21 protein-coding genes are annotated in these 23536 nt (G+C 72.9%); 15 read left to right on the top strand and 6 right to left on the bottom strand.

Features of this window, described 5'->3' with window-relative positions; genetic code table 11:
- Positions 1 to 16 precede the first annotated feature (16 nt).
- Both ACWD38_RS21480 and ACWD38_RS21475 read left to right on the top strand, forming a co-directional pair.
- Positions 17 to 1147: a glycosyltransferase family 4 protein gene (locus ACWD38_RS21480; RefSeq protein ID WP_184485731.1), complete on the top strand. Its 1131-nt coding sequence runs from the start codon at positions 17 to 19 to the stop codon at positions 1145 to 1147.
- Between the two features lie 53 nt (positions 1148 to 1200).
- Positions 1201 to 2076, top strand: a complete 876-nt coding sequence (locus tag ACWD38_RS21475) for a glycosyltransferase (protein ID WP_184482333.1) — start codon at positions 1201 to 1203, stop codon at positions 2074 to 2076.
- 98 nt (positions 2077 to 2174) lie between these two features.
- On the opposite strand, the gene ACWD38_RS21470 is transcribed toward ACWD38_RS21475, so the two are convergent.
- A complete protein-coding gene (locus ACWD38_RS21470; protein ID WP_450124753.1) occupies positions 2175 to 2636 on the bottom strand; it encodes a hypothetical protein in 462 nt (153 codons plus the stop codon).
- Between the two features lie 820 nt (positions 2637 to 3456).
- Between ACWD38_RS21470 and ACWD38_RS21465 the strand changes: the two genes are divergently transcribed.
- From ACWD38_RS21465 to ACWD38_RS21450, 4 genes are all read left to right on the top strand, one after another.
- Entirely contained in the window at positions 3457 to 4563 is a 1107-nt protein-coding gene (locus tag ACWD38_RS21465) for a mannose-1-phosphate guanylyltransferase (protein ID WP_184482328.1), read from the top strand.
- 7 nt (positions 4564 to 4570) lie between these two features.
- Entirely contained in the window at positions 4571 to 5473 is a 903-nt protein-coding gene (locus tag ACWD38_RS21460; protein ID WP_184482326.1) for a DNA-3-methyladenine glycosylase family protein, read from the top strand.
- Positions 5474 to 5513: 40 nt separating this feature from the next.
- Complete coding sequence (locus ACWD38_RS21455; protein WP_184482324.1) at positions 5514 to 5747, top strand: FitA-like ribbon-helix-helix domain-containing protein; 234 nt, start codon at positions 5514 to 5516, stop codon at positions 5745 to 5747.
- 148 nt (positions 5748 to 5895) lie between these two features.
- The gene (locus tag ACWD38_RS21450; RefSeq protein ID WP_184482322.1) at positions 5896 to 6165 is read left to right on the top strand and encodes a PIN domain-containing protein; all 270 of its coding nucleotides are present in this window, start codon (positions 5896 to 5898) and stop codon (positions 6163 to 6165) included.
- A gap of 10 nt (positions 6166 to 6175) precedes the next feature.
- Here ACWD38_RS21450 and ACWD38_RS21445 read toward each other — a convergent pair whose 3' ends face one another.
- The 4 genes from ACWD38_RS21445 to ACWD38_RS21430 form a co-directional block, all read right to left on the bottom strand.
- Positions 6176 to 6760 carry an NUDIX hydrolase gene (locus ACWD38_RS21445; protein WP_425503576.1) on the bottom strand — a complete coding sequence of 195 codons (585 nt, stop codon included), beginning with the start codon at positions 6758 to 6760 and terminating at the stop codon, positions 6176 to 6178.
- Between the two features lie 85 nt (positions 6761 to 6845).
- On the bottom strand, positions 6846 to 8189 hold the full coding sequence (locus ACWD38_RS21440) for a coenzyme F420-0:L-glutamate ligase (protein WP_184482320.1): 1344 nt from the start codon (positions 8187 to 8189) through the stop codon (positions 6846 to 6848).
- Positions 8186 to 9193 carry a 2-phospho-L-lactate transferase gene (cofD, locus tag ACWD38_RS21435; protein ID WP_184482317.1) on the bottom strand — a complete coding sequence of 336 codons (1008 nt, stop codon included), beginning with the start codon at positions 9191 to 9193 and terminating at the stop codon, positions 8186 to 8188. Before cofD ends, ACWD38_RS21440 begins: the two co-directional genes overlap by 4 nt.
- 67 nt (positions 9194 to 9260) lie before the next feature.
- Entirely contained in the window at positions 9261 to 10046 is a 786-nt protein-coding gene (locus tag ACWD38_RS21430) for a site-2 protease family protein (protein ID WP_450124752.1), read from the bottom strand.
- Between the two features lie 602 nt (positions 10047 to 10648).
- Here ACWD38_RS21430 and ACWD38_RS21425 point away from each other — a divergent pair.
- The gene (locus ACWD38_RS21425) at positions 10649 to 10945 is read left to right on the top strand and encodes a WhiB family transcriptional regulator (RefSeq protein ID WP_243795517.1); all 297 of its coding nucleotides are present in this window, start codon (positions 10649 to 10651) and stop codon (positions 10943 to 10945) included.
- A gap of 222 nt (positions 10946 to 11167) precedes the next feature.
- Entirely contained in the window at positions 11168 to 14731 is a 3564-nt protein-coding gene (locus ACWD38_RS21420; RefSeq protein WP_450124751.1) for a glycosyltransferase, read from the top strand.
- Positions 14732 to 15161: 430 nt separating this feature from the next.
- Here the strand turns inward: ACWD38_RS21420 and ACWD38_RS21415 are convergent, their stop codons facing one another.
- Positions 15162 to 15635, bottom strand: coding sequence for a metallopeptidase family protein (locus tag ACWD38_RS21415; protein WP_184482313.1), 474 nt, complete (start codon positions 15633 to 15635; stop codon positions 15162 to 15164).
- 253 nt (positions 15636 to 15888) lie between these two features.
- Here ACWD38_RS21415 and ACWD38_RS21410 point away from each other — a divergent pair, with 253 nt between their 5' ends.
- The 7 genes from ACWD38_RS21410 (at position 15889) to ACWD38_RS21380 (ending at position 23368) form a co-directional block, all read left to right on the top strand.
- Positions 15889 to 16239 carry a DUF3499 family protein gene (locus ACWD38_RS21410; RefSeq protein WP_184485725.1) on the top strand — a complete coding sequence of 117 codons (351 nt, stop codon included), beginning with the start codon at positions 15889 to 15891 and terminating at the stop codon, positions 16237 to 16239.
- Between the two features lie 118 nt (positions 16240 to 16357).
- The gene (locus tag ACWD38_RS21405; RefSeq protein ID WP_184482311.1) at positions 16358 to 17707 is read left to right on the top strand and encodes a phosphomannomutase/phosphoglucomutase; all 1350 of its coding nucleotides are present in this window, start codon (positions 16358 to 16360) and stop codon (positions 17705 to 17707) included.
- 52 nt (positions 17708 to 17759) lie between these two features.
- Complete coding sequence (locus tag ACWD38_RS21400) at positions 17760 to 17978, top strand: Trm112 family protein (RefSeq protein ID WP_184482309.1); 219 nt, start codon at positions 17760 to 17762, stop codon at positions 17976 to 17978.
- A gap of 6 nt (positions 17979 to 17984) precedes the next feature.
- Positions 17985 to 19058 (top strand): hypothetical protein, encoded by a 1074-nt coding sequence (locus ACWD38_RS21395; RefSeq protein ID WP_450124750.1) that lies wholly within the window; start codon positions 17985 to 17987, stop codon positions 19056 to 19058.
- 198 nt (positions 19059 to 19256) lie between these two features.
- The gene (manA, locus tag ACWD38_RS21390; RefSeq protein ID WP_184482305.1) at positions 19257 to 20495 is read left to right on the top strand and encodes a mannose-6-phosphate isomerase, class I; all 1239 of its coding nucleotides are present in this window, start codon (positions 19257 to 19259) and stop codon (positions 20493 to 20495) included.
- Positions 20496 to 20620: 125 nt separating this feature from the next.
- Positions 20621 to 21574, top strand: a complete 954-nt coding sequence (locus ACWD38_RS21385; protein ID WP_184482303.1) for a cation diffusion facilitator family transporter — start codon at positions 20621 to 20623, stop codon at positions 21572 to 21574.
- Positions 21575 to 21853: 279 nt separating this feature from the next.
- Positions 21854 to 23368 carry an amino acid permease gene (locus ACWD38_RS21380; RefSeq protein WP_184482301.1) on the top strand — a complete coding sequence of 505 codons (1515 nt, stop codon included), beginning with the start codon at positions 21854 to 21856 and terminating at the stop codon, positions 23366 to 23368.
- The last annotated feature ends 168 nt before the right edge of the window (positions 23369 to 23536 follow it).

The raw sequence follows: 23536 nt of genomic DNA, 5'->3' as shown, positions 1-23536 counted from the left end.
CAGGGGTGAGCCGCAGCTGCTCGTCGACGCCACCGCCGTTCCCGCGGACCGCGGTGGCGTCGGTCGCTACGTCGATTCGCTGCTGGCCGCCCTCGACCAGGACGGCGCGCACCTGAGCGTGGCCTGCCAGCCGCGGGACGCGGCGCTGTACGGGCGGCTCGCTCCGAACAGCCGGATCATCCCGGCCGCGGAGGCGGTGGCGACGCGCACGGCCCGGCTCACCTGGGAGCAGACCACGCTGCCGAGGCTGGTGCGCAGGCTCGGAGCGCAGGTGCTGCACTCGCCGCACTACACGACGCCGCTGGCGAACCCGGCCGCGTCCGTGGTCACGCTGCACGACGCGACCTTCTTCACCGACGCCGCGCTGCACTCGCCGGTGAAGGCCCGCTTCTTCCGAGCCTGGACGAAGGCCGCGCTGCGCCGCGCCACGCTGTGCGTGGTGCCCAGCGAGGCGACCGCCGACGAGCTGGCGCGCAGCGCCGGAGCCGACCGCGACGCCGTGCACGTCATGCACCACGGCGTCGACCCGGACCACTTCCACCCGCCGTCGCCCGCGGAGGTCCGCGCCGTGCGGGACCGGTTGGGCCTGCGCGACCAGCCGTACGTGGCGTTCCTCGGCGCCCTCGAACCGCGCAAGAACGTGCCCGCGCTGATCAAGGGCTTCACCACGGCGGCTCGCGGTCGCGCGGACGACCCGGCGCTGGTGCTGGCCGGGCAACCGGGCTGGGACACCCGGGTGGAGCGGGCGCTGGAGGCGGTGCCGCACCGCATCCGCGTCATCCGCGCCGGGTACGTGCCGTTCCCGGAGTTGCCCGGATTCCTCGGCGGGGCGCAGGTGGTCGCCTACCCGAGCATCGGCGAGGGCTTCGGGCTGCCGGTGCTGGAGGCGATGGCCTGCGGCGCGGCGGTGCTCACGACCGGGCGGTTGAGCCTGCCGGAGGTCGGCGGCGACGCCGTCGCCTACTGCGGCGTGGGGCCCGCCGAGATCGCGGGCGGGCTCACCGAACTGCTCGACGACCCCGCCCGGCGCTCGGCCCTGTCGACCGCCGCGCAACGCCGCGCGAAGGAGTTCACCTGGGCCGCGTGCGCGGCCGAGCACCGCGAGGCCTACTCCCGTGCGCACCACGTGCACCGCCGCACCCGCTGACACGGGCTCACCGCCCCGAGGCCGCCGAACGCCGTTCGGCAGAATGTCCGGGCGTGACCGCCTCCTCCCGCAGCCAAGGCGACGAGCTCGCCATCGTCATCGTGACCTACTCGCCCGGCGAGACCCTGGACCGCAACCTCGACTCGATCAAGGCGGCGACCGACCGCCCGGTGCGGGTGATCCTCGCGGACAACGGGTCGACCGACGGGACGCCGGAACAGGCCGCCGAGACCCGCGCCGACGTCGAATTCCTCCCGACCGGGGCGAACCTCGGCTTCGGCGGGGGAGCGAACCGCGGCGTGGCCGCGCTCGGACCCGAGGTCGGCTGGGTGGTGATCAGCAACGCGGACATCGAATGGGCACCGGGCGCGTTGGACGAGCTGCTGGCCGCGGCCGCCCGCTGGCCGCGCGGCGGCGCTTTCGGCCCGCTGATCACGGAACCGAACGGCGACGTCTACCCGTCGGCCCGGCTGCTGCCCTCGCTGGGCCGCGGCGCCGGGCACGCCGCGTTCGGCCGGGTGTGGCCGAGCAACCCGTGGACGCGCGCCTACCGGCAGTCCGAAGCGGAGGTCGCCGAGCGCACCGCGGGCTGGCTGTCCGGTTCGTGCCTGCTGGTGCGGCGCGAGGCCTTCGACGGCATCGACGGGTTCGACCCGCGCTACTTCATGTACTTCGAGGACGTCGACCTGGGCGACCGGCTGGCCCGCAAGGGCTGGCTCAACGTGTACGTGCCGAGCGCCCGGATCACGCACGTCGGCGGGCACGCCACGTCGAAGACGCCCGGCAGGATGCTGGTGGAGCACCACCGCAGCGCCTACCGCTACCTCGCCGACCGGCACCGGGGCGCGGTGTGGGCGCCGCTGCGCCTCGCGCTGCGGGCCGCGCTGGCGGTCCGGGCGCGGCTGGAAGTGCGCGCGAAGGCGAAGTAACGGGTCGGGGCGCCGCGCGGTCCGCGGCGCCCGAACCGGCTTCCCGCGAGCAGGCGGGCGCGGCGACGAATCCCGGCGGTGCCGGTGCGCGCCGCGGGCTAGTACTGCTGGTTCTGCCGAGCCGCTCGCGAACCGAGCGGGCCGAACTGGCCCTCGCCGCGCTGCGCCTGGTACGGGTTCGGCGGCAGCTGCCCGTAGTCCTCCGCCGGCCAGCTGTACCCGTCGTTGTGCTGCTGCTGCGAAGACGGCTGCTGGCCCTGCTGCCGGCCGCCGTACTGCCCCGCCTGCTGCGGCGCGGGCTGCTGCTGTCCCGAGTACTGCTGCCCGGTCTGCTGTTGCGCCTGTCCGGACTGCGCCTGCTGCTGCCCGGTCTGCGATTGCGACTGCGGCTGTCCCGCCTGCGCCTGCTGCTGCCCGGTCTGCGATTGCTGCCGCTGCTCAGGGCGCTGCTGCTGCCGGGCGGACTGCGGGATGGCCATGGTCGAGTCGGTGTCGGCCGGGGCTTGATCGGCGGCGGCGACCACGGTGCGCGGGATCCGCACGGTCGTCGAAGCGTCCATCGGCGAGCTGGCGTTGTCCGGTGTGACGACGAACGTGCCCCGTGCCCGCGCACGAGCAAGTGTTTCGTCGGCTCGGTCCCGCGGGTCCATAGCGGTGCCTCTCCATGCTTTCGCCGTCGGGTTCTCGGCCGCGTCGCGACCGTTGCGCTACCGCGGTGCGACGCTGAGGTGCTCGCTGCGCCGCGGTCCCTTCGTGTTCTCGCCGTCTCGCGGCAAGGTATGCGTGCCCCGTCCGCGTCGCGGCACGGGGTTCGACTTCGATCCGCGCCGCGGCGCGGTTTCCGGTACCGGTCCGCGTCGTCGCACTGTATCCGCCGCCCCCGGCCCGCGGCCGGAATTGGTGTGGGTGATCTGCCCGGTGTTCTCGTCACGTGCCGCGGGGTGGTGCCCCGCCGCGACGCGACGATCATGGTGCCACCACGGTGCGGGTCGTCGCGACGCCGAGGCAGTGGTGTCGTGACGCCGCTCGTGGCGTTCGTGCTCGGAGCGATCCGGGACGGCCGGACGGGTCCGGCGCCTCGAACTCGCTGCCGCGGTGCCGCCGTGCCGTCCGGCGCACGACGTCGTGTCGTGCTCCGGGAGGGTCCTGCGGTGCCGTGGCGGGGTGCGGTGATCAGGCATGGAGGTGACCGATTCCACTGAGCCGGAGCCCGGCCTCCATTATGCCGCCACCATTGTCACAGTATTCCCCCCAACGGGTTTTCGTCAGGATCTACTGGGCACGCCCGGTGCGCGTTCGGGGGAGAACCCCCTCGGCGGGCATCACGGCGACCCGTACCGGAGGCCGGGGCGAACCCCGGCGCGAGGAAGGAGGTCCGGCATGACCGCCGGTCCCGATGGTCCGCCCGGCCCGCTGCGCGACGCGGAGGCGGTGGTGCTGGTCGGTGGCCAGGGCGTGCGGCTTCGCCCGCTGACGCTCTCGGCGCCGAAACCGATGCTGCCCACCGCCGGAGTGCCTTTCCTGAGCCACCTGCTGGCGCGGATCAGGGCGGCGGGCATCGAGCACGTGGTGCTCGGCACCTCCTACAAGGCGGAGGTGTTCGCGGAGCACTTCGGCGACGGCTCCGCGTTCGGGTTGGAGCTGGAGTACGTCGTCGAGGACGAGCCGCTGGACACGGCGGGCGCCATCCGCAACGTCTCGCACCTGCTGCGGGAGCGCGACGTGCTGGTGTTCAACGGGGACATCCTCTCCGGCCTCGACCTGCGGTCCTTGGTCGACACGCACCGCAGCAGCGCGGCGGAGGTGACGTTGCACCTGGTCAAGGTGGACGATCCGCGCCAGTTCGGTTGCGTTCCGACCGACGCCGACGGCCGGGTGACCGCGTTCCTGGAGAAGACCGAGGATCCGCCGGTCGACCAGATCAACGCCGGTTGCTACGTGTTCCGCCGGCCCGTGATCGAGGACATCCCGGCGGGGCGCCGGGTGTCGGTGGAGCGGGAGACCTTCCCCGGCCTGCTGGCCGACGGCAAGCGGCTGCAGGGCCACGTGGACTCCTCGTACTGGCTGGACATGGGGACCCCGGCCGCGTACGTGCGGGGCTCGGCGGACCTGGTGCGCGGTGAGCTGCCGTCGGCGGCGCTGCCGGGACGGCCGGGGGAGGCGCTGGTCCTGCCGGGAGCTCGGGTGGCCGAGGACGCCGTGGTCGACGGCGGCAGCACCGTCGGAGCCGACGCCGTCGTCGCCGCGGGAGCGCAGGTCACCGGCTCGATGCTGTTCGACGGCGCGCACGTCGGCGCCGGTTCCGAGGTGCGGGGCTGCGTGATCGGCGCGGGCGCCCGCGTCGGCTCCGGCGTGACGCTGCGCGGCGCGGTGATCGGCGACGGCGCGGTGGTCGGCGACGGCTGCGAACTGCTCGACGGCGCCCGCGTGTGGCCGTCGGTGGAGATCCCCGCCGGTGGCGTGCGGTTCTCGGCGGACCGGAGATGACGAGCTGATGCGCACGACCTGGTCGCCCTCGGGCCCGTTCGACCTGGCGCGGGTGCTCTCGCCGCTGCGCAGGGGCAGCGGCGATCCGACGAGTTCGGTGGCGGACTCCGGCGCGTGGTGGCTGGCGACGACCACCGCGCGCGGTGCCGCGACGCTGCGGATCGCGGTCGACCCGGCGGGCGAGGTCACCGCCGAGGCCTGGGGCGACGGTGCGGAGGTCGTGCTCGCGCGCGTGCCGGAGCTGCTCGGTGCCGCCGACGACGACGGTGGCTTCGTCGCCGCGCACGAAATGGTCCGGCGCGGCAGGCGGGCCGCGCCGGGGATGCGGCTGTGCTCGTCCGGCCGGGTGTGGGACGTGCTCGTGGCGGCGGTGCTGGAGCAGAAGGTCACCAACCGGGAGGCGTGGCGCTCCTGGCGGGAGCTGTGCCGCCGGTTCGGCACTCCCGCGCCGGGGCCCGCGCCGCGCGGGCTGTGCGCGCCGCCGACTCCGCGCCAGGTGCGGGAGATCCGCGACTGGGAGTGGCACAAGGCGGGCGTCGACGGTGCCCGTCGGCGCACCCTGATCGCCGCGGCGGGCGTCGCGCACCGGTTGGAGCGGGCCGTGGACCTCGGTGGCGCGGAGGGCCGCGCGCTGCTGGAGCACGTGCCGGGCATCGGCCCGTGGACGTCGGCGGAGGTGGCGCAGCGGGCCTGGGGCGATCCGGACGCGGTCAGCGTCGGCGATTACCACCTGCCGACGATCGTGGGCCTCGCGCTGGCGGGCCGGCCGATGGACGACGCGGAGATGCTCGACGCGCTCGCCCCCTACGCGGGCCACCGCCACCGCGCCGTGCGCTACTTGAGCGCCGCCGGAGCCACCCGCCCCCGCTTCGGCCCCCGCCTGCCCGCCCGCGACTACCGCGACAGCTGACCCGCCACGCTGACGCCCGCGATGCCAGCACAATGACCGCATGACGGCCATAACGGTTCGGAACGTGCCGGACGAGGTCAAAGAGCTGCTCGGTCGCGCTGCTGAGCGCAGCGGGCAGTCGATGCAGAACTACCTGCTCCTCGTCCTCGAACGGGAGGCGAAGTTCGCGCGCAACGCGGAAATCGCCGAGATGGAACCGGTCGGCGGCGGGCCGCTCAGCATGGACGAGATCGTGGATGCCGTGCGAACGGCGCGTGGTGCGGCGCCCGGCTAGCCGGAGGAGACGGGCGCCGCGTGATCGTTGTCGACACTTCGACCCTGGTGGCGTTCTTCCTGGGAGGAGATCACAGCGGCCCGCAGATCAGGACGACGCCGGGGGCAGACCCGGCTGGGCTGCCCCGCCACATCCGTCCGTTGAGCCGATGAACGTCCTTCGCGGGCTGGTACCGGGGCGCAAGATCACCCAGGAGAACGCCGAAGTCGTGCTCCGCCGTTTGAAGGCCACCTACATCACGAATCCACCGCTCACGCCGCCGGTGTCGGATCGGATCCGGGATCTCCGCGGCAGCATCACCGCCTACGACGCGGCGTACGTGGCGGTCGCCGAGGCGCACGGGATGGCGTTGGTGACGGGGGATCGGCGGCCGGCTCGGACGGAGCGGATCCGGTGCGAGCTCCGGCTCGTCGGGTGAGCCTTCCCGATCACCGCAGGTGCGGGCGGGCGGCGTCGAGCAGCGGGCCGAGGTCGGAGTCCGCGGGCAGCGCGTCGATCGGCCACCAGCGCAGGTCCAGGGACTCGTCGCTGCGCACCGGCTGCGCGCCCGCGGGCGCCCGCACGACGTAGCGCACGTCGAAGTGCCGCGTCGGCACCCCGAGCGAGCAGGTGATCGGGTGCACGTCCACGTGCACCGGCTCCGGCGCCACCACCAGCCCGTCGACCCCGGACTCCTCGGTGGCCTCGCGCAGCGCGGCACCGGCCAGCGAAGCGTCCTCCGGTTCGCAGTGCCCGCCGAGCTGCAGCCACTTCCCGACGCGCGGGTGCAAGGTCAGCATCACGTGCTCCCCGGCCGCGTCCACCAGCACGGCGGAGGCCGTCACGTGCCCCGGCGCGCACGCGCGGCGGCACGCGTCCGGGCGCGCGTCGAGCAGCGCGAGGAACGCGTGGCGCAGCGCCTCCTGCGCGGCTTCGGCCGGCGCCCAGTAGCGCAGCGTCCGCACCGCGTCCGCGTGCAGCTCCTCGTCGTGCGCGGTCTCACCGGTCACGTGGTCGCTCTGCTCCGTCGTCACCGCACCAGTGTCCCCGACCACCTCCGGCGGCGAGGGCGCCGTCCGGCGAGGCGTCGCGACGGCGCGGTTCCGGCAGTTCAGGAGCTCACAGCTCCACGAGCCCGTCGTCGAGGTCGCGCGGCGGGCGGGGGCCGTCGACCGGTTCGGCCGGGTGGCCGACGGCGACCGCGCCCAGCGGCTCCCACGACTCCGGCAGCTCCAGGGCGGCCCGCACCACGTCGGGGCAGAACAACGTCGAGGACACCCAGCACGACCCGAGCTCCTCCGCCGCCAGCGACACGAGCAGCCCTTGCACCGCGGCGCCGCCGGCGACGGTGAACATCGCCCGCTCCGCCTCGGACCGCCGCGCGTCCGGGTAGGCGTGCGAACCGTCCCGCACCAGGAACGGCAGCACCAGCTCCGGCGCCGAGTACAGCAGGTCGCCCCGGCCCACCCGGCGCTGCGCGGAGCTCTCCTCGCGGCCGTCGCCGCGCAGGTCGGACAGCCACGCGGTGCGCATCGCGTCGAGCAGCTTCGCGCGCAGCGCCCGGTCCCGAAGCCACACGAACCGGACCGGTTTCGTGTGGTGCGGCGCGGGAGCGGTCAGCGCGGCACCGACCGCGCGCCGCACGGCCTGCTCGTCCACCGGTTCCGCGCTGAACGAGCGCACCGACCGGCGCACCAGCACCGCTTCCCGGCGCCCCTGCGCGAGGGCTTCGTTCGTCCCCATCCGGAACAGGTCGTGCTCCACCGGGCGGGTCAGGTCGCGGGCGGTGGAGCCGTCGTCCTCGGTGCGCAGCCCGCGCACCACCGCGACGGGCACGCCGCCGAGCTTGCCCTTCACCAGGTCCGCCGCCGCCGCGATCTCGTCGGCGATGGCGACCTCGGTGACGGCCAGCTCGTTGCCCTGCGCGTCGACGCTGCCCTCGTAGTGATGCAGCACCCGCAGGCCCGCCGCGCCGATCGCGGCGTCGGTCTGCCCGTTGCGCCAGGTCCGGCCCATCGTGTCGGTGATCACCACGGCGACCTGCACGCCCAGCCGGTCGGCCAGCCCCGCCCGCAACCGGCGAGCGGAGGCGTCCGGGTCCTCCGGCAGCAGCGCGATCCGGTCCAGCGCCACGTTCGAGGCGTCCACCCCGGACGCGGCCTGCACGATGCCCAGCCGGTTGCGGGTGATCAGCGTGTTCCGGAACCGGGCCAGCACCGCCGTCGCCTCGGAGCGCACCAGTTCGCGGCGCAGCTGCTCCCTGGCCTCCGGATCGGCCGGGGTGCGGACCATCCGGTCCTCGGCCTTCGAGATGACCTTGCTGGTGACCACCACGACGTCCCCGTCGGACAGCCACGGCGCGTTCGCGGCGACGGAGGCCGCCACGTCGTCGCCGGGTCCGAACTCCGGCAGTCCGGTCACCGCGAACAGCTGCAGCCCCGCGGTCGCCGCGTGATCCCTCATGACCCCTCCGGAACCGAGAGCCCGGCCGCCGCGAACGCGGCCCGCGCCATCTTCGCCGTCGCGTCCACATCGGACATCAGCAGCGGCACGTCGCGCACGGCAACGCCCGGCACGTCGGCCTTGTCGCCCGTGTGCACCAGCCAGGCGTCGAGCACGCCGTCACCGGACTCCGAGCGGGAACCGTAGAGCCTGCCGACGGCCTCGGCGGAGGTCTCCACGCCGATCGCGGTCAGGCAGGCGTCGGCCATGCCGCGCAGCGGACGGCCGTCGATGATCGGGGACAGGCCCACCACCGGCGCCTTCGTCGAGCGCAGCGCCGCGCGGAATCCCGGAACGGCCAGCAGCGTGCCCACGCTCACCACCGGGTTCGACGGGGCGACCAGCACCACGTCCGCCTCGGCGACCGCCTCGGCCACGCCCGGCGCGAGCGTCGCCTCGTCCGCGCCGACCGGCACGATCGCGTTCGCGACCGGCTCCGCGCGGTGGCGCACCCACCACTCCTGGAAGTGCACCGCGGCGGGCTCGCCGGTGGCCGGGTCCTCGATGGCGACGTGCGTCTCCACCCGGTCGTCGCTGATCGGCAGCAACCGCACGCCGGGCCGCCAGCGATCGCACAGCGCCTCCGTCACGGCCGAGAGCGGATACCCCGCCCGCAGCATGCGGGAGCGCACCAGGTGCGTGGCGATGTCCCGGTCGCCCAGCCCGAACCAGCTCGGTTCGGCACCGTAGGCGGCCAGCTCCTCCTTCACCGACCACGTCTCGTCGACGCGTCCCCAGCCCTTCGCCGAGTCGATGCCGTCGCCGAGCGTGTACATGCAGGTGTCGAGGTCCGGGCAGACCCGCAATCCGTGCATCCACGCGTCGTCGCCGATGTTGACCACGGCGGTCACCTCGTGCGGGGACTCGCGGTCACCTTCGCCGAGCGCGGGCATGCCCAGCGCTGCTTTGACTCCCAGCAGGAACCGCGCCCCGCCCACTCCGCCGACCAGTGCTACGACCTTCACCCCGCGATCCTCGCACGTGGACGGGGCCCTCCGGTCGGGAACCTGGGGGCGGTCGATGTCCGCTGCGTCACCGGATCACGGCGCACATCTCCGGGGTCACGCTGGAGCTGGAGAGCTCCCAGAAGCGGAACGTGAGCTGGCCGACCTGGACCAGGCAGGTGTCGCCGCTGACCGCGCCGAAGATCAGGTAGGCGATCCCGAAGAACGCCTGCGCCACCGGCCGCACCGCGAACAGCAGCAGGAACAGCACCAGCGGCGCCCACATCCGCGCCTTCTCGCCCAGCTCGCGCGCCCGGTACGACAGCCACGGCTCGATCGCCCCGTACCCGTCCAGGCCCGGGATCGGCAGGATGTTCAGCACGAACGCGATCACCTGGAGGAACGCCAGGTACGACAGGCCCGCGCCCAAGTGCCCCGGCATCGGGAACAGCTGCACCACCGCGGTGATCAGCATCCCCAGCACCAGGTTCGTCAGCGGCCCGGCCAGCGACACCATCGACTCGGTGCGCCGGGAGCGCAGCGCGTGGTGGTTGATCCACACCGCGCCACCGGGCAGCGGAATGCCACCGGCGATCACGAACAGCAGTGGCAGCACGATGCTCAGCACCGGATCGGTGTAGCGGCGCGGATCCAGCGTCAGGTAGCCCTTCGCCTGCACCGCGCGGTCGCCACCGCGGAAGGCGGTGATCGCGTGCCCGAACTCGTGCAGGCACAACGACGTCGCCCAACCGCCCAGGACGATCAGCACCACGCCGGTGACGCCGGCGAACGAGTTGTCGAACGTGGCCAGCACACCGCCCAGGACGGTCACGCCGAGCAGGCCGAGGAACAGGGGACTCACGCGCTTGTTCACCCCCTCAGTGTCCCCGCCCCGCGACGGGCGCACGGGACCGGCGGGTGAAAAGCGTCGATCGGCGCTGCGCGACGCCGCCACCTGGAGTATTGGGCTGCGAACAAAAGTGCGCCGAAGTTGCGTCATGCGGCGGGCACCGCGGGGTCCCTCAACGGGTTGGCTCCGCTTGACCGAGTGGAGCTACACCGGTGTAATCACAGCGGTGTCATTCTCCGCTGAAATGATTGCTCGGCGGCGGGTTCGTCCGGCGGTGCTCCGCTAGGCAGACCGGTCGTCAGCGGCGAATCGCGACGAATCGTCCGGATCGGTTTTCCACCTCGTGGATTTTCCGCGGCGGATTCGAAGCGGTGGCCGGGGAAAGGGAGCCCTGGTGGTGACCATGGTCGAACGGGCGGTCGCGGTGAGAGGGCCGGTGCCCTGCCCGGGCGGCGACGCGGGACGCTGCGCGCCTCGCGTCCGGAGTGCATCCCGAACGGTCCTGGGGAGGACCGCGGGGAACGGGAGCGATCGGGGGAGGACCAATGTGGGAGACAGGTCAAGCCCACCTGATGGAACAGGGCCGCTTGATGGAACAGAGTCATCCGCTGCAGCAGGGGAACCTGATGCAATGGGGGGATCCGCAGGAATCCGAGACCACGGATGCCGATGTGCTCGCCCAGCTCTTCGAACTGGGTGAGCCGGAACAGGAGTGGCAGGAACGCGCATTGTGCGCGCAAACCGATCCGGAAGCGTTCTTCCCGGAGAAGGGCGGCTCCACTCGCGAGGCCAAACGCATCTGCGCGGGCTGCGAGGTGCGGCCGGAATGCCTGGAGTACGCGCTGGAACACGACGAGCGCTTCGGGATCTGGGGCGGGCTGTCCGAACGGGAGCGCCGCCGCCTCAAGCGACAGGCGGTGTGAGGCCGGGCCCGGCCCCGCCGGTCCGAGCGCGGACCGGCGCCTCGCCGGGCCCGGCCTCCCACCGGCCGTTCCCCGTCCGCGCCCGACCTGATCGGCCCGGCCGCAACCGGGATCACCGGCATCGCCCCTTCCACGAGGCGCCTTCGTGAGACAGGCTCTGAGCTGCCGGGCCTCGGTCCACTACCGTCGTGCGGTGATCGCACCACGGCAGGGGAGGACACAGTGGTCGGGACCGCGCCGCGCTTGAACACCGCGCCGGTAGTGGCGGTGCTGGTGTGCCACGACGGCGACCGCAGGTTGCCGGAGGTGCTGGCCGCGCTGCGCGAGCTCACCGTCCGGCCGCGGCACCTGCTCGCCGTCGACACCGGTTCCGCCGACGACACCGCTCGGCTGCTGGCCGAGGCGGAGGACCTGGTCGACGGGGTGCTGGAACTGCCGCCGGACACCGGTTTCGGCGCCGCGGTGTCGGCCGCGGCGGAGCACGCGGTGTCGCGGTGGGGCGATCCGGGCCGGTGGCTGTGGCTGCTGCACGACGACTCCGCGCCCGCCCCGGACTGCCTGCGGCAACTGCTCGGCGTCGCCGAGCTGGACTCGACGGCCGCGGTGCTGGGGCCGTTGGGCCTCGACTGGGACGATCCGCGGCTGGTGGTCGACGCCGGGTTGTCCACGGACGCCTCGGGCAATCGCCAGACCGGGATCGGGTCGGCCGAGGCCGATCCGGAACTCGACTGGGGGCTCTCCGGGCAGAGCTCGCCGACCACGAGCGCATCCCCTGAGGACGCCGAAGCCGGTGCGGACTCCACCGATCCCGGCGACGCCGCCGATCCGGCCGAAGCGACTGGAGCGGACGAAGCAGCTGAAGCGGACGAGACCGGGGGAGCGGAGCACGACTCCGGTGCGCAGGACGACGCCGAGCTCGACGGCACCGGCGAGATCGCCGCTTCCCAGGACGCGAGCGGGCCCGGGACCACCGACCTGCTGGCCGTGTCCGAGGTGCTGGCGGTGTCCACCGCCGGCGCGCTGATCCGGCGGGACGTCTTCGAACGCCTCGACGGTTTCGACGCGGCGCTGCCGCTGGGCTTCGACGACATCGACTTCGGCTGGCGGGCCAACTCCGACGGGCACCTGGTGCTGTGCGTGCCCAGCGCCCGGATGCGCCACGCCGGTGATCTGCGCCGCGGGGACCGGGTTCCGGACGCGGCGCAGCAGCGCTCCTTACGGGCCGCCGAGCGGGTCGGTGGTGTGCGCACCTTCCTGGTCAACGCCTCGTTCTGGTCGTTCCTGCTGGGCGTGCCGCGGTTGCTGGCGCTGTCGCTGCTGCGGGCCGCGGGCTACGCCCTGCTGTGGCGCCGCCGGGACGTGTCGGCCGAGGCGGCGGTGGTGGCCGCGCTGGTCGGCGGTCGCATGGACCTGCGTTCGGCGCGCGCGCTGCGGCGCGCCACCACACCGACCCCGTCCGAGGTTCGCGGGCTGCTGACCAGCCGGTTGACCCGTTTGCGCAACGGGATCAGAGCCGCGTTCGCGGGACTCGTCCGGGAGCGGGTGCGGCGCGAGGTCGTGCTCGGCCGCACTCCGGGCGCGCTCGGGCCGGGCCGCGTCACCGCCATCGACGACTCGGCCGTGCCCCGTTCCGTCGGACCCGCCGCGCTCCCCGCGGGCGCGCTCGCCAAGCCCGGTGGCCGCCGGCGCAGCGTCGGCGGGTTGCGCCGCCCCGCGGGCCCGGTGGTGGTGCCCGTCGAAGCGGTGCCCGTGGAGGAGTCGAAGCCGCGCCCCTCACCCGTTCCCCGCGACGCCCGGAACGCGCCGGAACCGGACCGGCAGCTGCTGCTGGTGCAGGTGGACCGGCGGCGCGTGCTGCGGGAACTGCTGCTCACGCCGCCCGTGGTGCTGACCGCCGCGCTGATCGCGTTCGCGCTGATCGCGCACGGGCTCGTCGCCGAGCACGCCCGCTTCGGCGTGGAGCTGCAGGGCGGCAGGCTGCTGCCCGCCGTGGACCTGGGCACGACCTGGCGGGACTACCTCGCTTCCTGGCATCCCGTGAACGGCGGTACCGGCGCGCCCGCGTCGGCTTCGCTGCTGGTGCTCGCGATGCTGGGCACGGTCCTCGCGCCGCTGGGCGGACCGCCCGCGGTGGTGGCGGTGCTGCTGCTGTTCGGCGTTCCGCTGGCCGGGCTCACCGCCTACGCCGCGACCCGGTCGTTGCCGATGCGCGCCGCGCACCGGGCGCTGGCCGCGGGTGCGTACGCGTTGCTGCCGGTGGCGACGGCTTCGGCGGGGCAGGGGCGTCTCGACGTCGTCGTGGCGCACGTCCTGGTGCCGCCGTTGCTGGCGGGCATCGCCTCGGTGATCGGGTTGTCCCGGCTGGCGATGCTGGCCCAGTCGCGGCACTGGCTGGGCACGGCGTGCGCGACGGCGCTCGGCCTGGCCGTGCTCGGGGCGTTCGCGCCGCTGGTGCAGGCGTTGCTGGTCCTGCTGGCGCTGGTCGGTTTCGTGGCGGTGCCGGGGGAGGCGCGCCGGGCGCAGCGCCGGATGGCGGGCCTGGCGGCGCTGGTGCTGCTGCCCATCGCCTGCCTGCTGCCGTGGCCGGTGGTGCTGCTGCGGCACCCGGAGCTGCTGCTGCACGGCCTCGGCGCGCGCTTCTCCGAGGTGCCCGCGGGCGGTTGGCTGGCGGCGCTGAGCGCCGACGGGTCGCCCGCGACCTGGGCGGGCGCGCTGCTGGTGCTCGCGGTGCTGCTGGCGGTGGCCCTCGCGCCGAGCCGGGCGATGGTGCCGGGGGCGGTCACGGCGGTCGCCGGGTGGTCGGCGGCCGTGGTGGTGGACGTCGTCGCGGCGGAACCCCTCGCCGGCGGTCCGGCGAGCACCGGTGGAACCGGTGCGCCGTTGATCGTCGCCGCGGCGGGCCTGATGTGGATGGTGCTGGCGTCGGGGCCGTTGCCCGAGCAGGTGCCGCGCCGGGCGCTCGCCGCAGCGCTGACCGGAGCGCTGCTGGTCACCGGGGTGAGCGCGGTGCTCGCCGGGCGGGGTCCGCTGCGCGGTGAACCGGCGGGCGGGACCGCGGCGCTGGTCGCGGAACTCGACGGCCCGGGTGGCCTGCTGGTGATCGAGCCGGGTTCGGCGCCCGCACGGGTGGTCGAGGGGCGTGCTCCGCACTTCGGCGACGACGACCTCGTTCCGGTGCCGGGAGCGGTGCGGTGGTTGCGGGAGGCGGAGGCGGAGCTGCTCTCCGGCGATCCGCAGCGGGTGCGCACCGCGCTCGCTGCCGCGGCGGCGCGCGGCGTCGGCCACGTCGCGGTGCCGGACGAGGCGACGGCGAACCGGGTGCGGACGGCGGCCGGTGACCTGGTCGCCGATCACGGCACGCTCGGCGACGGCTCACCGGTGCTGCGGGTGCTGCTGCCCGCCGGCCCGGTCCAGCTGCTCGGCCCCGACCTCGCCCGGCAGGCGAGGCTGGAGGGCGTTCCTTCCCCGCAGGCCCGCCCGCTGCGCGTGCCCGCGACGCTGCCGGAGGTGGCGGTGCGGGTCTCGGACGGCGGCATCGGCCGGGTGCTGCTGCTGGCCGCCGAGCACGAGCCGGGCTGGCACGCGGAGATCAACGGCGAGGAGGCACCGCTGGCCGAAGCCTGGGGCCACCAGGTCGCGGTCCCGATGCCGGACTCCGCCAGCGAGGTCCGCATCGGCTACGGAGACTCCTCCCGCACAGCCCTCCTGGTCCTCCAAGCAGCCGCAATCCTGTTCACAGCCATCGGAGCCCTCCCCTCCCGCCGCCGAACAGGAACGCGGAACTGACCGGAGCCACCCCCCCGCCCGACCCGCGAAACGCGCCGACCTGCAACCTCACCGCCTGTCTTTGATCTCGGCTTGGAGCAGTGGGTCGGGTGGCGGAAGCCGCTGGGAACCCGCCGGTGGTCGTCTAGCTCTAGCTGGTCATCAGCGGCTCCGCCGCTGACCAGGCAACGACCACGAACCCCGCCCACCTGCAACAACAAACATCAAGACCCTCTTGCGGCGAAGCCGTGCCTCGCGGCCGAAGGCCGTGCTCGGATGCGCGTCAGCGCATAGCCCACGTCGAAAAGCCGGTCACCGGCGGGTTCTCAGCGTTCTTCTCGCGAGGACGGCTTTTTCCCTCGTGGCGGAGCCACTTGGGAAAAAGATCCCGCAGCGAGGAAGGCACTGAGGTTCCGCCACCCGACCACACGAGCAAAACGAGCCGCCGGGGTCACTGGCCTTCGATTACGTCTGGGTCTAGGCCTAGGTAGGTCGCCACCTGTTCGATGAGCACGTCGTGGAGCAGGTCGGCCATGTCCTGGCCGTCGCGGGCGCGGGCTTCCAGCGGGCGGCGGTAGAGCACGATGCGGGCGCGGGTCGGCAGGCCGCGGCGGTCGACCCCGGCGGGCACCAGGCGTGCCAGCGGCACGTTCGCGTCGACGACGACGTCGTCGTCCCAGACGACTTTTTCGGGAGCGGTGACCTGGACCTCCGGGACCTCGTCGACCGCCACGTCGAGCTCGGTCAGCTCGGCGTGCCAGCGCTGCTCGATCGGTTCCAGGGCTTCCAGGACGATCGCGTCGAACCGCTGCGAACGGCTGCGCGCCACCGGGACCGACGACGGGTACAGGGGGCCGCGAAGGCCGCGTCCTCGACGATCCCGCCGGGCCAGCGTGCGGCGGCGATATCCACGTGCGGTCACCACGGGCTGAGGGTACGCCCTCGGGCTCCCCACGGGGATGCCCGTTCGGGTCCCCTTGCGGCACCGGATGCGAGCACTCGGTGTCACCGGATCGCCGGGCGCGACTTCAGCGCAGCGCGAACAAACCCGTCGACCAGTGCGAACGTCCCGGTGAGCGGCTTGCGGCGGCCGTGCCCGGGGAGGGTGGGCGAGGACGTTTCCGCGTGCCTCCGGCACGGGCTGGACGGAGGGCGCTATCGTGCCAGTCGTGCGGAGCGTGAGGCGGTGCTCGCGGACCGGGTGTACCAACCCGGCCGTTGCGACGCTTACGTATGCCTATGCGGACTCCACCGCGGTGGTCGGACCGCTGGCCACGTACGCGGAACCCCACAGCTACGACCTGTGCGAAGAGCACGCGCTGCGGCTCACGGTGCCGAAGGGCTGGGAGGTCGTCCGCTACGAGGGCGAGTTCGCGTTGCCCGACCGGTCCGTGGACGACCTGACGGCGCTCGCCGAGGCGGTCCGCGAGGCGGGGCGTTCCGACCTGCCGGTGGAGTCATCGGATTTCTCCGTGGGCGGCGGCAGGCGCGGCCATCTGCGCGCGCTGCCCGACCCCCGCGACGAGTGAGCCGGCGCGCGGAACGTGACGTGCCGCTCGTGGCCGTCGGGAGCTCTCCGCAAGATCACCGATCGCCGGTAGGCTCGGACCGCACCGAGGTTGGCCGGACTACGTAGGGATGTGCAGCGTGCGGGACCTGTCGGAGATCGTCAAGGCGTACGACATCCGCGGGGTGGTGGATGAGCAGCTCGACGCCGACGTGGTTCGGGAGATCGGCGCCGCGTTCACCAGGCTCGTCGGCGGTCCCGCCGTCGTCGTCGGCCACGACATGCGCGACTCCTCGCCCGGCCTCGCCGCCGCGTTCGCCGAGGGCATCACCGGCCAGGGCGTGAACGTGATCTCCATCGGGCTGGCCAGCACGGACCTGCTCTACTTCGCCTCCGGCACGCTGGAGCTGCCGGGCGCCATGTTCACCGCCAGCCACAATCCCGCGCAGTACAACGGCATCAAGCTGTGCCGGTCGGGCGCGGCGCCGGTCGGCCAGGACAGCGGCCTGTCCGAGATCCAGGAGCTCGTCTCGCACGGCGTGCCGGAGTTCCTGGGCGCGAAGGGCACCGTTTCCGAGCGCGACATGGCCGCCGACTACGCGCGCTTCCTGCGCGATCTGGTGGACCTGCGGGAGATCCGGCCGCTGAAGGTCGTCGTCGACGCGGGCAACGGCATGGCCGGGCACACCGTGCCCACCGTGTTCGAGGGCCTGCCGGTCGAGCTGGTGCCGATGTACTTCGAGCTGGACGGCACGTTCCCCAACCACGAGGCGAATCCGCTGGACCCGGCGAACCTGGTGGACCTGCAGGCGAAGGTGCGCGAGGTCGGCGCGGACGCGGGCCTGGCCTTCGACGGCGATGCCGACCGCTGCTTCGTGGTGGACGAGAACGCCGACCCGGTGGCGCCGAGCGCGATCACCGCGCTGGTCGCGGCCCGCGAGCTCGCTAAGGAACCGGGCGCCACGGTGATCCACAACCTGATCACGTCGCACGCCGTGCCCGAGATCGTCGCCGAGCGCGGCGGCAAGCCGGTGCGCACCCGCGTCGGGCACTCGTTCATCAAGCAGACGATGGCCGAGACCGGGGCGATCTTCGGCGGCGAGCACTCGGCGCACTACTACTTCCGGGACTTCTGGAAGGCCGACTCCGGCATGCTGGCCGCGCTGCACGTGCTGGCCGCGCTGGGCGGCCAGGCCGGTCCGCTGTCCGGACTGATGGCCGAGTACTCCCGCTACGCCGCCTCCGGTGAGATCAACTCGACGGTGGACGACCAGGCAGGGCGGATGCGCGCCGTGGCCGAAACCTACCGGGACCGTCCGGGCTCTCGAATCGACGAGCTCGACGGGCTTACCGTGGAGCTGTCGGACGGTTCCTGGTTCAACCTGCGGCCCTCGAACACCGAGCCGCTGCTGCGGTTGAACGTGGAGGCGCCGGACGCCACCGCGGTCGCCGCGTTGCGCGACGAGGTGCTCGCAGTGGTGCGGGGCTGAACGCGTGATGCCGCCCGCTGGGCGTGGACCGGGTGTGGACTCAGGAGGGAACGTGGCCGTGGCTCTGGAACCGACATTGCTGGAGATCCTCGCCTGCCCGGCGCCGGACCACGGCGCGTTGCGCGCCGCGGACGCCGGTGCCGCGCAGGACGAGTTCTTGACGTGCACTTCGTGCGGCCGCGGCTATCCCGTCCGGGACGGGATTCCGGTGCTGCTGCTGGAGGAGGCCGTCGGCGGCCCCGACGATCCTGGCGCGACCGGGGAGAGGTGACCTCCGGTGCTCGACGACAGCCTTTTGGACGACCCTGACCGGCTCACCGAAGCCGATTCGCGCGGGCTGTTGCGGTCGGCCGCGCTCGCGGGCGCGCAGGTGCGCGCGGCCGCGGAGAACGTGCGGGACGCCGGGTTCGACGACCTCGCCGACGGCAGGCCGCGCTCGCTGGTGCTGGTCTCGCGGCCCGGTCTCGGCCCGGGGGTGTGCGAGGTGCTCGCCGCGCTGGCCGGGCCGTCGTGCCCCGTCCCGGTGATCGTGGCGGAGACCGTCCCGGTGTGGGTCGGACCGCTGGACGTGGTCTTCGCGCACACTCCCGACCCGGGGGACCCGGTGCTCGCCGACGGCGTGGCCACCGCGACCCGGCGGGGCGCCTCGGTGGTGCTGGCCGTGCCCGAGGACGGGCCGGTGGCCGCATCCGGCGCGGGCCGCGCGAAGGTCGTGGCCCCGCGCATCCCGGTGCCCGACGAGCTGACCTTCGCGCACGTGTTCACCGTGGGGCTCAGCGTGCTCGTCGCGCTGGGGCTCACCCGCTGCGACACCGATCAGCTCGCCGACGAGCTGGACCGGGAGGCGGAACGCGCGCACCCCGGCCAGGAACCGCTGATGAACCCGGCGAAGGCGTTGGCGCTGCGGCTGGCCGACCACGAACCGCTGCTGTGGGGCGTGGACCGGCTGGCCACCGCCGTCGCGGGCCACGGCGCGTACGCGCTCGGCGTGCACGCGGGGCTGGCCTGCGACGTCACGAACCACGCGCAGGCGACGACCCGGCACGCCCTGTACCGCTCGGTGCGCGAATCCGGCTCGGACCTGTTCGCCGACCCCGACCTGGACCAGGGCGCGACACCGCGGGTCTTCCTGATCGGCACCCGGCACGACGCGCGCGCCGAGAACGAGGAACGCGCCGCGACCGGGTCGCTGCCGAGCGCCGACCTGATCGTTCCCGGCGAGTCGGCCCACGCGGACGCGGTGCTGCGGGTGGCGCTGCTCGCATTGCGGTTCGATCTCGCCGCGGTCTACCTGGGCCTCGCGGCGGGCACGCTCGGAGGTCCGGGCAGGCAGGCACTGGCCGTGCGCTGAACGGGCGGGGCGAAAACCTTGGGCAATTACCAGGGGCGCCCCTGATGCACTGGTGGCGGAGAGGCGATGTCCTGGTCCAGGGCCGACGCCGACGATGCTGGTCGAAGCTGACGCCGAGGTAGGCGTCGTGGCGTGCGCGGTGAGCCCGGCACGCCGCAGCGGCATGCCTGACCAGCGGTGAAGAGAGCGAGAAGGACTGTGGAGTTACTGCGGAACGCGGTGCGCCCCTACGCGTGGGGCTCGCGTACCGCTATCGCGGATCTGCTCGGCCGGCCGGTTCCCACTCCGCACCCCGAGGCCGAGCTGTGGATGGGCGCGCACCCCGGCGACCCGTCGAAGCTGGTGCGCCCGGACGGGTCCGAGGAGTCGTTGCTGCACCTGCTCGACGCCGACCCGGCGCACCACCTGGGTCCGGTGTGCACCGAGCGCTGGGGCAGCCGGTTGCCGTTCCTGCTCAAGGTGCTCGCCGCGAACGAGCCGCTGAGCCTGCAGGCGCACCCGTCGGCGGAGCAGGCCGCGGAGGGCTTCGCGCGGGAGGAGCGCGCGGGCATCCCGCGCAACGCGCCGAACCGCAACTACCCGGATCCCACGGCGAAACCGGAGCTGGTCTGCGCGCTCACCGAGTTCCACGCGCTGGCCGGTTTCCGCGAGGCGCACCGCACGGTGCGGCTGCTGGGGGAGCTGGACGTGCCGAGCCTGCGCCCGCACACCGGGCTGCTGGCGGCGCAACCGGACGCGGACGGGTTGCGGGCGCTGTTCACGACGTGGATCACGCTGCCGCAGCACTACCTGCGCGACCTGCTGCCGGAGCTGCTGGACGCGTGCGTGCGCCACGTGCGCGAGCACGGCGAGTTCGCGCTGGAGTGCCGCACCGTGCTGGAGCTGGGGGAGGCCTACCCGAACGACGCGGGGGTGCTGGCGAGCCTGCTGCTGAACCGGCTGGTGCTGCAGCCGGGCGAGGCGATCTACCTGCCCGCGGGCAACCTGCACGCCTACCTGCAGGGCACCGGGGTGGAGATCCTCGCGAACTCCGACAACATCCTGCGCTGCGGGCTCACCCCGAAGCACGTGGACGTGCCCGAGCTGCTGCGGGTGCTGGACTTCACCTGCGCCGACATGCGGGTGCACAAGGGGGAGTCGCTGGACGGGAACCTCACCGTCTACCAGACGCCCGCGGAGGAGTTCCGGCTCTCCAGGGTGGACTGGTCGCCCGCGAACTCGACGGCGGTGCGGCTCGACTCGCACGGCCCGCAGATCCTGCTGTGCACCAAGGGCGGCGTGCGGTTGTCCACGGAGGGCCCCGGTGGGCAGCGGGTGGAGCTGGACGTGGTGAAGGGCCAGTCGGTGTGGCTGGCGGCGTCCGATCCGGCGGTGCTGGCCCACCCGGCGTGCCAGGACGGGACGGCGCAGTTGTTCCGCGCCGCCGCGGGGGCGTAGCCGCCGCTCGGGCGCGGTGATCGCGCCGCCGGTGGTCGCGAGTTGTCCGGTATCGCCCTGGGCGGGCCGATCATGCCGGTACATTCCCCGAGGACTTTTCGACCATCGGACTCGGGAGCGACATCGTGTCAGCAGGCGGCGGTACCAAGGCGATCCTGGCGGCTCTGACCGCGAACGCGGGCATCGCGGTGGCCAAGTTCGGCGGGTTCCTGTTCACCGGGTCCTCGTCGATGCTCGCGGAGTCCGTGCACTCGGTCGCAGACACCTCCAACCAGGGGCTGCTGCTGCTCGGCCAGAAGACCTCGGTGCGCAAGCCCACCGAGGAGCACCCGTTCGGCTACGGGCGGGACCGCTACTTCTACTCGTTCGTCGTGGCGCTGCTGCTGTTCAGCCTGGGGTCGGTGTTCGCGCTCTACGAGGGCATCCACAAGATCCAGCACCCCGAGCAGCTGACCTCGCCGCTGGTGGCCGTGGTGATCCTGGTGGTCGCCATCGCGCTGGAGTCCTACAGCTTCGCGACCGCCATCAAGGAGTCGCGCACCATCAAGGGCGGGCTCGGCTGGTGGCAGTTCATCCGCCAGGCCAAGACGCCGGAGCTGCCGGTGGTGCTGCTGGAGGACGCGGGGGCGCTGCTGGGCCTGGTGCTCGCGCTCGGCGGCGTCGGACTGTCGGTGCTCACCGGTGACCCGGTGTTCGACGGCATCGGCACCGCGTGCATCGGCGTGCTGCTGGGCGTCATCGCGGTCGTGCTCATCGTCGAGACGAAGAGCCTGCTCATCGGTGAGGGCGCGACCCGGTCGGTGCTCGACGACATCGTGGGCGAGCTGCGCGGCGGCAAGGTGCAGAAGGTCATCCACATCCGCACCCAGTACCTCGGCCCGGACGAGCTGCTGATCGCGGCGAAGATCGGACTGGCCCCGTCGATCACCGCCGCCGAGGTGGCCGAAGCGATCGACGACGCGGAGGCCAGGGTCCGGGCGAAGGTCCCCGCGGCCCGGCTGATCTACCTCGAACCCGACCTGGACCGGGGCGTGGACCCGGCCGAGGAGAACGCGCCCGCGGTCCCGGGACAGGACTGAATCTTCGGCGATTTATCCGCTTGTGCAGGCTTTCCCGATGATCTGGGGAAAACCGGGAAATTGTCTTGTTAGCGGGCCTTCTACCTGCGGTGACACGTGCTATGTGCACGGACGGTGATCGATCCGATGCATTCGGAGGATCACGATGTCCGCCGGGTGGACGGAGCGGTCACAGAGCATTAACGAATTCCTCCGGCCACACTGTTTTCCAGCGAATCCGGTGCAACACTCCCCCGCTAGGGTGCGTTCCACCATTCGGGTTGGAAGAGGAGGGCGACAGTGCCAGGGACCGGGCTGTGGCGAACAAAGTCGGTCGAGCAATCGATCAAAGATACCGATGAGCCGGACACGAAGCTCCGGAAGAACCTCGGTGCCTGGGACCTGATGGTCTTCGGCGTCTCGGTCGTCATCGGCGCAGGCATCTTCACGCTCGCCGCCTCCACGGCCGGCGACACGACGGGGCCGTCGGTGTCGTTGTCCTTCGTCATCGCGGCGATCGCCTGTGGCCTCGCCGCGGTCTGCTACGCGGAGTTCGCCTCGACCGTTCCGGTCGCGGGCAGCGCTTACACGTATTCGTACGCGACCTTCGGCGAGTTCATCGCCTGGATCATCGGCTGGGACCTGATCCTGGAGTTCGCCGTCGCCGCCGCCGCGGTGAGCAAGGGCTGGTCGAGCTACCTGCAGCAGGTGCTCGAACTCGTCGGGATCAGCGGCGTGCCCACCAAGTTCGAACTCGGGCCGCTGCAGTTCGACTGGGGCGCCCTGCTGCTGATCGGCGCGCTGACCACCGTGCTCGCGGTCGGCACCAAGCTCTCGGCGCGCGTCAGCCTCGTCATCAGCGCCATCAAGGTGTTCGTGGTGCTGCTCGTCGTCGTGGTGGGCCTGTCCTACATCAACGCCGACAACTACAAGCCGTTCATCCCGCCGGCCGAGTCCGGTGCGGAGGACGCCTCCAAGCTCGACCAGTCGCTGCTGTCGCTGCTGCTGGGCGGCGAGACGAGCAGCTTCGGCGTGTTCGGCCTGCTCGCCGGTGCCTCGCTGGTGTTCTTCGCGTTCATCGGCTTCGACGTCGTCGCCACCACCGCCGAAGAGACCCGCAACCCGCAGCGCGACGCGCCGCGCGGCATCTTCGGCTCGCTGGCGATCGTCACCGTGCTGTACGTGGCCGTCGCCGTCGTGGTGACCGGCATGGTCAACTACAAGCAGCTGGGCACCACCCCGGACGGGGAGAAGGCCACGCTGGCCACCGCGTTCCAGCTCAACGGCATCACCTGGGCGGCCGGGGTCATCACGGTCGGCGCGCTGGCCGGGCTCACGACGGTCGTCATGGTCATGTTCCTCGGCCAGGTGCGCATCCTGTTCGCGATGTCCCGCGACGGCCTGCTGCCGCGCTCGCTCGCCAAGACCAACAGCGAGAACGGCACCCCGGTGCGCGCGACGCTGATCGTCGGCGGGGTCGTGGCGCTCGCCGCGGCGTTCTTCCCGGCGGACAAGCTGGAAGAGATGGTCAACGTCGGCACGCTGTTCGCGTTCATCCTGGTCTCGGCCGGTGTGATCATCCTGCGGCGGTCGCGGCCGGACCTGCCGCGCGGGTTCAAGGCGCCGCTGGTGCCGCTGATCCCGATCCTCGCGATCATCGCGTGCATCTGGCTGATGCTGAACCTGACCGCCCTGACCTGGGTCCGGTTCATCGTGTGGATGATCGCGGGTGTGGTGGTGTACTTCCTCTACAGCCGCAACCACTCCCGCCTCGGCCAGCAGCAGCGCGACGTCGCCTCCGGCGGCTCCGTCTAAACAACCGCCCGAACGCCCCGCTTCCCTGGTTTGGGGGAGCGGGGCGTTTTGCGTTGGTGGTCGGGTGGCGGAACCTCAGTCGTCTTCTCGCTGCGGGATCTTTTTCCCGAGTGGCTCCGCCACGAGGGAAAAAGCTGTCAGATCGGAAGAGCGTCGGGGTGGGTAAGA

The sequence above is a fragment of the Saccharopolyspora sp. NPDC002578 genome (assembly GCF_053592695.1).
This window is presented reverse-complemented; position numbering and strand designations above follow the sequence as displayed.